The organism is Psychrobacter proteolyticus (assembly GCF_038155145.1).
Lineage (GTDB): Bacteria > Pseudomonadota > Gammaproteobacteria > Pseudomonadales > Moraxellaceae > Psychrobacter > Psychrobacter proteolyticus_B.
On sequence record NZ_JBAKAY010000002.1, the window covers coordinates 352138 to 366358 of the forward strand.

The 14221-nt window shown below is 39.1% G+C and carries 6 protein-coding genes; 2 read left to right on the forward strand and 4 right to left on the reverse strand.

Going from position 1 to position 14221, the window contains the following annotated elements:
• The first annotated feature begins 93 nt into the window (after positions 1-93).
• Together V6252_RS03865 and V6252_RS03870 are read left to right on the forward strand one after the other, a co-directional pair.
• Complete coding sequence (locus tag V6252_RS03865) at positions 94-1305, forward strand: tyrosine-type recombinase/integrase (RefSeq protein WP_341609349.1); 1212 nt, start codon at positions 94-96, stop codon at positions 1303-1305.
• A gap of 336 nt (positions 1306-1641) precedes the next feature.
• Positions 1642-2172: a hypothetical protein gene (locus V6252_RS03870; protein ID WP_341609350.1), complete on the forward strand. Its 531-nt coding sequence runs from the start codon at positions 1642-1644 to the stop codon at positions 2170-2172.
• A gap of 110 nt (positions 2173-2282) precedes the next feature.
• Here the strand turns inward: V6252_RS03870 and V6252_RS03875 are convergent, their stop codons facing one another.
• The 4 genes from V6252_RS03875 to V6252_RS03890 form a co-directional block, all read right to left on the reverse strand.
• Positions 2283-2627, reverse strand: coding sequence for a hypothetical protein (locus tag V6252_RS03875; protein WP_341609351.1), 345 nt, complete (start codon positions 2625-2627; stop codon positions 2283-2285).
• 72 nt (positions 2628-2699) lie between these two features.
• On the reverse strand, positions 2700-9344 hold the full coding sequence (locus V6252_RS03880) for a DUF637 domain-containing protein (RefSeq protein ID WP_341609352.1): 6645 nt from the start codon (positions 9342-9344) through the stop codon (positions 2700-2702).
• A gap of 326 nt (positions 9345-9670) precedes the next feature.
• Positions 9671-11431 carry a ShlB/FhaC/HecB family hemolysin secretion/activation protein gene (locus tag V6252_RS03885; protein ID WP_341609353.1) on the reverse strand — a complete coding sequence of 587 codons (1761 nt, stop codon included), beginning with the start codon at positions 11429-11431 and terminating at the stop codon, positions 9671-9673.
• An 850-nt stretch (positions 11432-12281) separates the two neighbouring features.
• The gene (locus V6252_RS03890) at positions 12282-13964 is read right to left on the reverse strand and encodes an NAD-dependent malic enzyme (RefSeq protein WP_057760119.1); all 1683 of its coding nucleotides are present in this window, start codon (positions 13962-13964) and stop codon (positions 12282-12284) included.
• Between the last annotated feature and the right edge of the window lie 257 nt (positions 13965-14221).

A 14221-nucleotide genomic window follows, 5' to 3' on the forward strand; every position in this document is an offset into this window, starting at 1 on the left:
CCTTATATACCCATAATTACCCCTTGCTTACTGTAGTTTTTACAGTATTCTATACAGTATGAGCGCAAAAGTACTGTAGAGGATACTGTAAAAATGGCAAAAACCGTCAAACCCCTTACCAATACTCAAGTCGATAAGGCCAAGCCTTTGGACAAACCCTATACCTTAACCGATGGCGGTGGTCTTTATTTACATATTAGTAAGGCCGGCACAAAAGCTTGGCGCATTGACTATACAACACCTATCACAAGAAAACGTGTCACAGTAACACTAGGTCAATACCCAGAGGTCACTTTAGCAGCTGCAAGACAGATGCGGACTGATATTAAGTATCATCTTGCTAACGGTGATGATCCACGCGATATCAAAAGAGATGAAGAACGCAAGCAATTGCTTGAGTCTAAAAATACATTCGCTATGGTTGCTGAAGAGTACATGAGCCGCAAGACTCATATAGCCCCCTCTACTATCAAAAATAACTATAGGCAGCTGAAACGGCTAAATGCATACCTTGGCAGCATGCCTATAACTGATATCAAGCCAATGGATGTATTAGAAGCTTGCAGATCAGCTGAAGCACAAGGGTATATTGAGACAGCGGTAAAGATGCGCACAATGGCTGGACAGGTATTCAGATATGGTGTGCAGACTGGACGCTGCGAGCGTGATATTACACAGGATTTATTAGGTGCATTGAAAACGCCGGTAGTAAAACACCATCCTACTATCTTAGATACGGATGAGCTTGGTAGATTGCTTAACGATATTGATGAGTATCAAGGATCATTTGAAGTTAAAATCGCTATAAAATTGATGCCTATGCTTTTCGTAAGGGCTGGCGAGCTACGTTACGCTCTCTGGGATGACTTTGATCTTTATGAAGGTACCTGGACTTTTACGCCAAGAAAAACACAACGTAGAACTGGTCTATCTCTTATCGTTCCACTACCTACGCAAGCCACTGCTTTAATACGTGAGTTATCTTTACACGCCCGTAGCAAGTACTTATTTCCAGCTATTCATACGACTGTACAACCAATGTCAGAAAACACCATGAACCAAGCTTTGAAGCGGCTCGGCTACAGTGGATCAAAACAGACAGTACATGGGTTTAGAGCCACAGCAAGAACTTTGATTGTAGAGAAGCTAGGTTTTCCTGAAGCATTAGTAGAGCAACAGCTGGCTCATCGTGTAAGGGATATGCACGGCAGAGCCTATAATCGTACTGTGTTCTTACCAGAGCGCAAAATGATGATGCAGGCATGGGCCGACTATTTATACGAGTTGAAAGCAACTACTAATTAATAGTTATGACTGTAGTAAAGGAAAAATAATTTACTATTTAATTTCTAAATTAAAAAATTCTGTTATAAGTGGTTCCATTATAGTGGTCTATTAATAGGCTTGAAAGTTGAAGCAATGAGTTCCGCTGGGGTATACCCAAAAATCTCAATAATAATAGTTATTAAACAGTCTCAAAGTACATCACGCGCTAGCTATCGTGATAATTTTTAATAAAAATATCGCTGATTGAAAGATAAAGAGATAAACTATAAACGTTGTAATTCCACCAACGAATGTTTTTAAACAGCGATGAAAGACAACGACTATTAATTGAACCAATTCAATAGAGGATAAGCGATGAAATGGACTGTATTGGTATGTATGCTACCGTTGTTGACTGCTTGCATGAGCATTAAAAATGTAAAAGAGTTACCAGCTGAACTGATTTATCAGCCACCCGTATCGGACGTGAGCGCAACTATCATGGGTAAGATGGAGCCACGACATACAAAGCTTGTTGGTGATCGTATTGCTTATATTATGGAAGTTGATGGTAAGCGCGTGCCTAAAGAGGAAAAAGAGACTTACAGCGATACTTGGGATAATGTCTATCAGATTACGACGGGTGAGCATACATTAACTGTCACTTACCGTATGGCAGGGCACTATACTTTGCCTACTAAGATTACGTTTAATGCCGAAGCTAATAAGAATTATCAGCTAGATTTTGCTACTGATATTGGTACTGCATGGTTTAGTAGAGACAGCTATGTTGACTTTTGGATAAACGACAAAGCAACAGAAAAGCCCGTGACCAAGGTAGTGCGAACTGCGCCACCACCTGAGCCGAGAGTTGTTTCTTATCCGATTATTATTCATAATAGGTAGTTATAGAATTCATATAAATAACTCTGGTACATGACCAGAGTTATTTTTTTTAAGGTTGTAGAAAAATCAAGCCTTTAAGCTTGATTTTTTCATAGTATCTATTGGCTTATTTACGGTCTATGCCCCAAATTTCTTTGAAATTCAAGCCAAGGTTCAAGTTGTCCTTCAACAATACCTTCGTAAACTTCCCAATCTTCTTTTAAAAAAGCATAAAGTACGGGATGCATTTTACTATTTAAGCCTGCTGAAAAATCAACATCTGTTAGTTCTACATAGTTATCTGTTAATATCTCTATATTGTAGACTTCACTCTCTTTATAAACTATTAGGCCTTGATGATTACTACAGCTTGATAAGTAATAAGTTTCAACTCTATTTTCGCTAAAATTTTTACTCTCATACATACTATATATATATATATAATCACTATCGTGTTTACTCAATGCTCTAATCATAATTTTAAATCCTATTCAATTATTAAAAAACTTCCAAAAACTTTAATCCTAATTAAATTCATAGTACAACTTTTACTTTATAACCTGCTGTTTTGAAACTATTTTTATGTCGTATGCTTTATTAGTTATACTATTATATTGATAATGAATTACGGCATTATCCTTAATACCGTTACCACGCGCAATAGCTTGCATTTTTTGAAAACCTGCACTTGTAGGAAATCGTGGATCGCCATTCATGCCTATCATAGGTTCACCATCCTTGGGGTTTTTTACTACATTATTCCACAGTGTTATCTCTCTAAAATCTCTTGGGGTTGTAACTTGGGGTGGATTTTTAGTAGGGTTAGCTGTACTAATATTTTCAGCATTTTTTATCAATTTTTGCTTATTCGCTTCTATCAATCTTTCATTATTCGCTTTTATTTTTGCTCTTTCAAATGCTTCGTTTAGTAATCTAGCTTTCTGGCCTCCAAATACTTCCCGCAATATAAGTAACTTGTCTGTATCGCTATCAGCTCTTTGATAAGCTTCTAATGCTCCTACTGGCCATACGACTATACCTATAGCTGCCGCTATAGCTTTTGCTTCACTATTACTGAAGATAGGTACATTTAGAGTGCCTGCTCGTTCCGCGACTCTAATGTCTGACATTCCATTATTAACAACCGCAATATTAGAACCTTGAGCCGCATCATTAACATCTAATCCATACAACGCTGCTAATGAAGCAGTAATCAGTGTCGTTGTATTAAGAATAAACGGTTTATCTGCATCAGGAACAAAGCTTATTAGCTCATCCTTCTCATTTATCCTATACTGGCGTTTAGAGTCAGCCATATAGGTACCAATCGCCTCTCCTAGTGCCGCACCCATTGCCCTTGAACCACAATCTTCATTCGTTACTTGCCCTGCTATACATCCTGCCATACCATGAACAATACTTCGAGATAGACCGTCAATAAATTTACTATCTGAGAAATTAAGATCACCAATTTGTCCGGCAACTTGAGTAGCTCCTATATCTACAAAAGCATTTATCAAATTATTTTTTAGTGCGTCCTGAAAACTAGTACCACCAATAGCTGACTCTATAGCCGCATTGCTTGTACTTTTAGCAACGCCTTGAATAAGTTCATTAGCGAAATTGCTATTAGTCATGTTTGGAATATTCAAATTAGCAGTTAAACCAGCCGTTAATGCTGCGGTTGCCATATTGCGTATGGTATCGCTACTCGCCATATCTTTTAGCGTTTTACTGATATCACCTTTATTATTAATCAAGGTGATAACAGCTTGCGTTTGCAAAGCAATACCAGCAGCATTAGTAGCTATCATTGATGCGGTAAGGCCGCTACCTGCTGGACCTGCTGCGATAGTAATAGCAATAGCGATTAAAGCTGCAGCCCCTGGCGTCAACCCTTCTTTCGTATAGTTCCAATTCTTTTGAATCAGGTCAACTTGTACCCAGTTGATATCATTGGTTTTATCAAGTGCTGCCAAATACTCATAGCCCGGTTGTTTAGACAGATTAAGGGCAATTTTTCCTAGCTCAGCTGAACTCTTTTGGATATCAGTCTTGGCTTTATTATTAGCGTCGATAGTAACATCAACGGGCACCGCTACTGTCACACCACCTGGTGAAGTGATAGTTGGTACTTGATTAAATTTAGGTAATGAGGCGGTAGTGACTACGCTGCCTTGGTCTACCGTCTTCATCCAAACGGTACTTTCTCTTTCTTGAGTATGCGTGATTGTGATTTGATTGCTAATAGGCGCTAAGATTACTTTAGCGGCATCGTCTGCATACTTGCCAACACCAACTTTAATGTCAGCTGGCTTCAATGTGTTAAATACTGTACCTTGCAATAAAGTATTACTACCTGATTGAGTGTAAGCCTTGCCGCCTATCAAAGTAGTAGGCAATTGCGATAACTCTTGTCTAGTATCATTGGTATGATCTTTATTATATCGGACACCTAAGAAACTAGATTTTTTCTTAATATCAGTCGTACTTTCATCAACATCATCAATGGCGTATAAATATAGCCCTTTACCCGCTGATAGATTGATATTACCAGTAGATGCTGCTGTCAACTCTGAACCATAAATATTAATATTGCTATCTGCAGTTAAACTGATGTTTTTTGCTTGAATATCAGTAGTGACAGCGTTGCTGTTATTAGACGTCTTAGTCGTGGTCTTAGTTTTCTTTTTACCATACCATGACCGTGATGTACTAGTGGTTTGCGAGCCATCCATAAAGGCGGCTTGAGCAGATTCAAGATTCACATCACCAAGTGCAGCATCAATACGGACATTACCATTAGCAGATTTAATGTCAGCGCTGTTTAAGATGACAGCGTTATTCGTGGTATAAGCCTTTGATACACTACTGTACGTCTCTGACGCTTTAGGTAAATTACCTAGAGCCGATATTTTTATATCATTTTTTGCTGTGAGCGTAGGCTGATTAACGATCTGATGGTAAGAATAATTTGGACCTGTAATATTTCCATTGCTTATATTGCCTTGTTGATAGATATCAGCAAGGCCCGTAATACGAATACTGTCATTATTGATATAAGTTTTACTTAAATTACTTGTCGGTTCAGTACCAATGATTGTGGTAGGTGCAAGATTCCCTTCTGCTAAAATAGTAATACCGCCAGTATTACTCGTGATATCACTACCTTCGATCAATACACCTTGCTTAGCAGTAATGTTTATGTCTTTGCTGCCTGTCAATGAGATGGCTTTATGCTCAAAGCCTGTAGATGCTTTTTTAGAGGTTTCAAGTATTTGATGAAGATCCGTTACTAAATTCTCTAAGTCTTTTTTCTGTGATAAATATGACACATACTCTTCATATTTATTACTAGTCCTAATTTTAAAATAATCTGGTCTATATTGCTCTATCACTCTCATATCGTTACCGCGAACTTGCATACACTGCCCAAACCCACCCATGAAAGGAGAGTTATCACACGTTGATGCTACAAAACCCATCCATTCTTTCGTTGCTTTATCATGACTTTCAAGCCATTTAGCATCATAAAATGGCTGACTTAGTTCTACTTTAGTGTTACTAATTTCAGCATTGATACTTTTAATCTTGTGAGGAGACACATAATTACTAAAACTATTTTTAACCCCTTTTAACTCCACACTACCATCAGTGGCAGTAATATTAATACCATTCAGCTTTGAGGTTAAATCACTACCTTCAACTATGACATCTTTACCGCTAAGATTGATAGCACCACCAGCTGTTAATTTCACTGCTCTTTCTGAGCCGAGTCCTTGCGTGCCTTTATAGCCTTTTAGTGACAATGTGCCACCCTGAGCAGCTAAGGTGGCGTCGCCTGTGGCAGCCAAGGTTACTTTGGTTGGATCAATAGTTATGTTGCTAGAGGTGCTAGTCACTATTAAGTCGCCATTTAAAGTATTTACAGCGTCACCATTGCTCAACTTTGTTGTATTTTTTGCAAGAGCCGTACTACCTTTGGCATCGATATTTACGTTACTGTTTAGACCCAGACTAGAGCCTGCATTTACAATAACAGCACCACCAGTGATATTTGTATTCTGATAGGCCTGCGCCCAGCGGCTATCTATAGAAACGATTTCATCTGCGTGTAGTGTAGTATCGCCTGCAGTGTGTCTCCAGCTATTACTCCACTTTGGCGCATCTACAGTACCTGAATTTCTAGCATAGCGTTCACCATTGGTAATCAATTGATTATTGCTATCGAGTGTGAGGTGTTTGCCAGAGCTGACGTTACTGTTGTTTAACCGCATCAGATTGCCTGATTTTAGCGTACTACTATCGGTCGAGAGTATTTTGGCATCGACAATATTCAAATGGTTTGCAGCATCAATGACTAAACCGTTACCTGAGCTACTGGTCGCTGATAGCTCAGTATTTGTAATACTAATATCTCCATCACCATAAGTATTATCTACGCCTTGAGCATTTTTTTCAGTATTTGAAGTCGTCGTTTTGAGTCCGATACTTTGTGCTACGATCTTGGGTACTTTCGTTATCGTAATGCCTTTATCTGCTTGAATGATCAGATCGTTCTTAGCTCTTATGGTATGATTCTGATTTAAAGCAATCACCCCTTTATTCACAAATTGGATATTGCCATTAATGCTCTTATCAACGTTTTTACTTAAACCTGTTGTCGTAAAATTCAGATTGCTTGATAAGCTATAACTTGAGCCTGCATTTAAAAGCATAGCACTGCCTTTAAAATCAGTATCTTTATGTCTTTGTAGTCCCGCACTATCCAGAATTAATACGTCAGCTGCTGTCAAGGCATTTTGCTTGGTGCTGACGTTATAATTGTTAAAAGCAACGCCTTCAGCATTTTTATCTAAGCGAGCGTTACTATAGATAGCCTGTTTGCTCTGTAGGTTTAAATTCTTTCCTGAGTCAATGTCAGTATCAATGATGGTCAGATACTTGTCACTACCAACTGTGATATTGCCAGTGTTCTTCAACTGACTGCTGGTAATATCTGTTGATCCTTTAGACTTTGTATTGATACTACCCGTCTGCTTGCTGTCTTTATTAATAGTAGTAAGCTGAGTAGCTGTTAAGTTCTGTCCAGATTCAATCGTAATATTATCTGTCGTGAATGTACTGTCTATAATACTCAAATCACCTGTGGCCGCTAGTATCGTGCTATTGGCATTGGTGGTCAGCTTATTGACGTTTAGGGCTGCTTGACTAGCTATGGCTGTGACCGCCCCTTTGCTACTATTTAAATTACTATTGGTAATTATCGTATCTTTGCCTTGGCTATTGATATACATACCATCATTGGCATCAACAGTACTGTTCACCACCATCGCCTGTTTGCCTTGAACGATGAGCTGCTTGCCGATATTAATGGATTGGCTATTGTTTCTCAAGTAAGCCAGCTCTCCCGCTTGCACCACAGCGTCATTAGTAACTTGAACGCTGCCAGCGTTGTCAATAAGAGCATTACCACCTCCTTGTAAGGTGAGATTCTCAGCTTTTGATATAGTGGTGCCTGTGCTAATGGCAACATTACGATCAGCACTAATAATCATATCTTTTACAGCATGTAATTTACTGTTATTACGCACAGTGGCGTAAGCGACTCCGCTACCATCATTTTTACCACTAGCTGCACTAATGTGCATGTCGCCACTGCTCACAACTTTGGCATTATCAATAATAACGCCATTTTTAGCTTGTATAGTGAGAGGTGCATAACGAGCAGCAACGTAACCACCGTCAAGTATCTGTACATTGCGATTGGCATCTATAGAGATACCCCCATTGGAAGCCAAAGTACTTTTACTATCGACGAAAGTGTCACGGCCTGAATGCAGATAGATATTTGCTTCATCATCTACTATGGTAAAATTTCGAACATCTGAGGTATTTGATATCTTTAGGTCGCCAGTAGCGTCCACTCTCAAGATGTCTGGCATCAACTGAGCGTTCGTACCAGGGTTTTCTTTTCTGATGATACCGCTATTTAGCAGAATATCTTTATCAGCTTGAATATCGATCATGCCATAACTACTAATATTACCACTATGCTCAACAGTTCCTGTAGTGCCTGTGGCATTAATACTCAATAAGCTGGTTTGAGCTTTAGTGGTCTGTATAGCGCCTGTGTTCTCAATCTTGCCTGAGTTGGTCAGTACAATTTGCTGATTGGCTTGTATATTACCAGCATTTCTAACGCCCAAGCCGTTCTCTGTACCGACAAGGTTAATAGAATTTGCGTAGATACCACCAAGCGTACTGACGTCTACTGCCAAGGTTGGGACAGTTCCTGTCCCAGTGATCTTGGTCGCTGCGCCCGTATCATAATCGACAGTGTTGCTGCCAATAACCATATCAACATCTTGATTGGCATGAATCTGACCATTGATAGTGACGGCCCTTGCTAGGACATCCACATAGTTGGCTTGGTTTTTATTTTTACCATCGTAGAGATCACCACCGAGTGCATTGCCTGTCGCCGCATTATCAAATTGAACCTGTCCTTGCTTGACATCAAATCCTGTTAGATTACCAGCACTATCGATTTTAGGCGTACCAGTTGTTAGTGTTGCTTGATTGGCATTGATGAATCCGCCGCCTTGAATTTGTAGTCCTGAAGGGCTTGCAATAATGACATCAGCTCGCTGACCTGCGATTTCAAGGTTGCCTTGGAACTTGGCTGGAGCATTGCTCCGGACTTCATTTAAGATAGTATTGGCAACGCCTTGTGCCAGATATTGGTTACCGGCAATATTACCAGCTAAGTGAGTATTAGCAGCGCCCATACTGTTGTTCAATATAGCGCCATTAGACCCGATATCGAATTGGTTGTACGTATTGTGCGATAAACCATTACTGTTAGGGGTGCGGATATTAACAATAGGCGTACCATTGGCTGCTTTTAAAAGCGCCGCTCGTTGGGCAGCTAGCACACTGCTTGCTGTATTTTGTATTTGACTGTTGGCAGCCTGAACCTGAGTATAGATCATACTTTGACAGCATAGAATTGCCATGGCCAAACGATGATAGGAGACGTTGATACCCGAGTGAGACTCTGACTTTGCGGCAGGAGATTTTTTGCTATTACTATTACCTGCTTTTTTATTTTGACTCTTGGTCACTTCACTAACAACCATCATCATGCCACGGGCTTTGTTAAACACTACTCTATAGCATTGCTTATTCATCTCAGGAATCATCCTTGAAAATTGATAAATGTCAAAAAATGTAAGCAATTGTATCTACAAACTATTGTAAAGACTAGCGTTATTTTATGAATTTATAACTTATTTGAAGATATTAGGAGATTCGTAAATATTAGGCAGAAAATTCTTAAAAAATAGGTATATTCTTGTAAGGCATTGATATAGAAATAGTTAATATATTTATATTAATAGTATGTTAATTGACTATCTATTAAAAATAAGATGAGCAGCCGTGGAAGTGAAAAACTATTATGATGCTCCACTTAATAAACCGTTTAGCATTTTAAAAGTATACAGTCAGCAAGATTCTAGTTATATATCGTGATTCTAAAACCACCAGTAGTATCTTTGTCAATCGAACGAGGTGCCTGCAGCCCTTTACCAACAAAACCATCTATACTTATATTATTTGCATATAAACGAGCACCGACACTGGTACTCATAAGATAGTTCCCTGCTAAGTATTCGGTACTATCACCACCTACCCAACCTTGGTCTAGTGTCATATAGGGCATTAAGGTAACTTGTCCTGTGAGTGGTACGATCCGAGCCATTTCTTGCTGTAGCAACATACCGTTTTCGCCTGATAAGCTTTGCTCATCGCTCAGTCCCTTAGTAGTATATCGTCCACCAACTATAAATTGATCTTGAGGCGTTAATGATTGAGGACTATATTGTCCACGCCATTGAAGCGCATACTGGTAAGAGGATTTATCTATGTTGAATGGGTGTCTTAAGCTTACCTGCGCACTCCAGATGCTTGGTTGAGATTCAGCCTCGCTGATAAAACTCTCAGGTGCTTTTATAGCTGAGAACGCTCCCGTACCTTTTTGATACTGCAAGCTTGCCGTTATATCTCCTAAAGATGTTTGGCGCTGGTGATCAATACCTGCTTTCCATCCAGAAGTACGACGTCTTTGTACTTTAATTTCTTGATCGTCAAAGTAATTTTTTGAGTTTTTATGATAACCCTCTAAGCTGGCACTAGTTTTAGAGTAATGATCTCTATGGATCAGTCTTTGTAGCTCAACTGAGCTTTGATTAGATTTACCCTTATAAATAATGTCTTGATTTAGACCAGCCAAAGTTTGATTAAAGTCATAATCACTGTAGAACAATTGCAATTGCCATTTTTTATAAGGATAACGATAATTGATATATAAACTATTATTATTAGAAAGCTTGTCTATATTATTCCAAGGATCAATAGAGTGAGTATAAGACAGGCTTAACGCATCATTGGCACTCAAAGGGTTATCGATGCTAGTGGTCACTGTGCCTTGGTATTTTCCAGTATCCGCGCTTCCTGAGTCATCTATACTAAGTTGCCATTGTATGGGCATGGTGCGTTTTTGCGCGACGACCAAATCACTACTACCGTATTGCTCATTATCAATCGTACTAACACTTGGTATGATATCGATGTTGGTGATTGCCGATTGAGGCAAGCGAAAGTTCTCTAAGCTGGTTTCAATATCTCTTAGATTGATGAGATCGCCTTCTGAAAGCGTGAGCGCATTGCTAATATTCGTTTTTGGGTGACCGTCTCCAGATCGCCATACCTTATGGAGTCGCCCTGGTATGATCGTGATATTAAGCACACCACTCGTCAAGTCTTGAGGCTCAATAGCCGCTTGAGTGGTGATAAAACCTTGCTCGATTAGCTCATTTTGTACGTTACGCATCGCATAATTTAAGCCCTTCTGACCAATACAATGACCTAGTATGGATCCTTGTTCATACTTTATAGGACCTAAAATAGTAGAAAATTCTCTTTTAAGTCTAGGGTCGTCAGGCAGTTGTAGATTAACCTGATAGATATTAAAGCAAGGGCTTTCACCAAGCGGTGGTTGTTTCAAGCTAGTATCTGGCGTCGATTCACTGAGATTCACAAAAGGCTTCGATGTTTTATCTTCAAAACTCTCAAGTCGCTGTTGATATTGATTGTATTGCTGTTGCTCTATTTGATTTAGATCGGCTTGTGCATAGACGTGACCAGTAAGACCACCTAGGCTGCATAATTGGATACTGGTTATCAAAACAGGTTTTAGATGATTCGCAAATGACATGACGGTATTTATCATAAAAAATAAAAAACAATTGTATATTATTTACAATTGTTTTTTAAGAATTTTTAGATAAATCACTATCCTACTTATGTTTATATTTATGAGTAATTTACTATGTACTAACTATCTGCCTTAAGTATGTTTCTCTATAGCTGATAACCCATGCCTGGCCAAACGTCTAAATAAGCAGTTTGCTGTTGCTAAGAAAAAATACACGGCTGGCAGAAACAGTAGACCAATCGGCGGTATGTCCTGGGCAGCAAATCAAAATGATCGTAAGGAGTTTGGCAAATCTCGGTATAACCACCGCGAACTTCAACGTGATAGAGCTTAGAGAGTTTATAGACAGCTATCTCAATCTCTTTCATCGAAGGTACCTCTCTGCTCTCAATGTAAAGCAAAAACAATCCAATAACTGATGATACAAACCGCTAAGTAACGATAAAGACTGAAAATAGGTATTAGGAGTTGATCATGGATTATAGTAGAAGAAAATCAATAGATGAAGCTTACACTGCGAATGTACGCTGTGAAAAAATGATACCTATCTATATGTGCTTAGCCGACACACTATAGATAAAAAAATCATCCTAACTGTTCAAGTTAAGGTGATTTTTTGGGTTTGAGAAACTGCTTTTTCAAGAAATAAGCATGATATAAGTCGTCCTTCTAATACTACATTCATGACAATTCAAGCAGAAAAGTATTAACTTTAACCGTAAATTTTTAGACATAAATAAAAAAAGGTTGCCAACACTATATGTAATATAGCGTTAGCAACCTTTTTTTATTTAGTACTTTACTTAGATAATGTACCTAATATTAGGAATTTTCATATCTAACTTCTAACTTAGAAAGAAGTACGGCGATAGTTACGATATTCAGGTAACCAAAAGTTCGCTTTTAATCGGCGTTGTAAGTTCTCCGATGTGATAGGTAGTGCTAGCTTATCTTGAGCCGCTTGCAATGCCACTGCATACGCTATTTTTTCACTAATCTCTCTGATAACTTTGATCGGCGGTAAGATGGCACCAGGTGCTTTTTCGTATTCCATTGATATATCTGCAAGGGCTTGGCTTGCTGCCGTTAGCATATTATCGCTGATACCTGACGCACGTGCTGCTAAAACACCTAGACCAATACCCGGGAAAATATAGCTGTTATTACACTGAGAAACCTCAAAAGACTGACCGTTATAAGTGGTATGAGGAAACGGACTACCCGTCGCAACAATTGCCTTACCTTTACTCCAATTCATGACTTCTTGCGGCGTTGCTTCCACACGAGACGTTGGATTTGAAAGTGGTAGTACAATTGGGTGCTCAGTATTAGCACATAGCGATTCGATCACTTCTTGGGTGAACAGACCTTTTTGTCCGCTAACACCAAATAATACGGTGATTTTTGCTTGTTTAACCACTTGCGCTAAACCAAGCTTCTTACTTTTATCCCAGCTGGCAATAGCTGATTCTTTTTGTACTAACGGTTCTTGGAATTTTTGCAGCTCTGTCATGCCATCTGTTAGCAGGCCATAACGATCAACCATGAACACTTGACTACGAGCTTGCTCTTCAGTCAATCCTTCACGCTGCATTTGGCGAATGATATGCTCAGCAATACCGCAACCCGCAGATCCTGCGCCTAAAAATGCGATATTCTGTTGACTAAGTTTTTGACCTTTATTTAGACACGCTGCAATCAAAGTGCCGACTGAAACCGCAGCAGTCCCTTGAATATCATCATTAAAGCAGCATAGCTGATCACGATATTTATTCAATAACGGGGTCGCGTTTTCCTGAGCAAAATCTTCAAATTGCAATAACACCTCTGGCCAACGGCGCTTAACAGCTTGAATAAATAAGTCCACAAATTCATTATATTCATCGCCAGAGATGCGCGGATTTCTCCAGCCCATATACATAGGATCATCAAGCAACTGTTGGTTATTGGTGCCGACATCCAGCAAAATAGGTAGACAGTAAGCTGGGCTAATACCACCACAAGCCGTGTATAAAGACAACTTACCGATTGGAATGCCCATACCGCCAATACCCTGATCCCCTAGGCCCAAGATACGTTCACCGTCAGTAACAACGATCACTTTGACGTTTTGTTTGGTGGCATTTTGTAGCATGTCGTCGATTTTGTGACGCTCAGGATATGAGATAAACAAACCACGTTTACGACGATAGATTTGCGAGAATTTTTCACACGCCTGACCAACGGTTGGGGTATAAATGAGCGGCATCACTTCCTCGATATGCTGCTCAATTAGATGATGAAATAAGGTTTCATTGGTATCTTGTATATTACGCAAGTAAATATGCTTATCCATAGCATCAGTGAATGAGCTTAGTTGATGATAAGCACGTAATGATTGCTCCTCAATCGTTTCAATATTATGAGGTAATAGCCCCGTTAAATTAAAGCTACTACGTTCTTCTGATGAAAAAGCACTACCTTTATTCAATAAAGGTGTCTCTAAAAGAGCGGGTCCAGCAACAGGAATATATAAAGGACGCTTGTTTGACATAATGTAATCTTCTTATTAAAGGCATATGAGTGAAAGCCATACTGAGTGAAAGCTATGCTAGTGCTGCATTATACATAGCATCGACTGGTATTTAACAATAGATAACAAAATCATTTTGAATAAATGTGCTTCTGAACTCGAGGCTGCTGATACATTTACCGAGAAATAATAAAAAAGCACTACCAATCGGTAGTGCTTCTGAGGATGTATTGAACAATTTATAATGGACAAATACTGAACTATTTAGCAGCTGATAA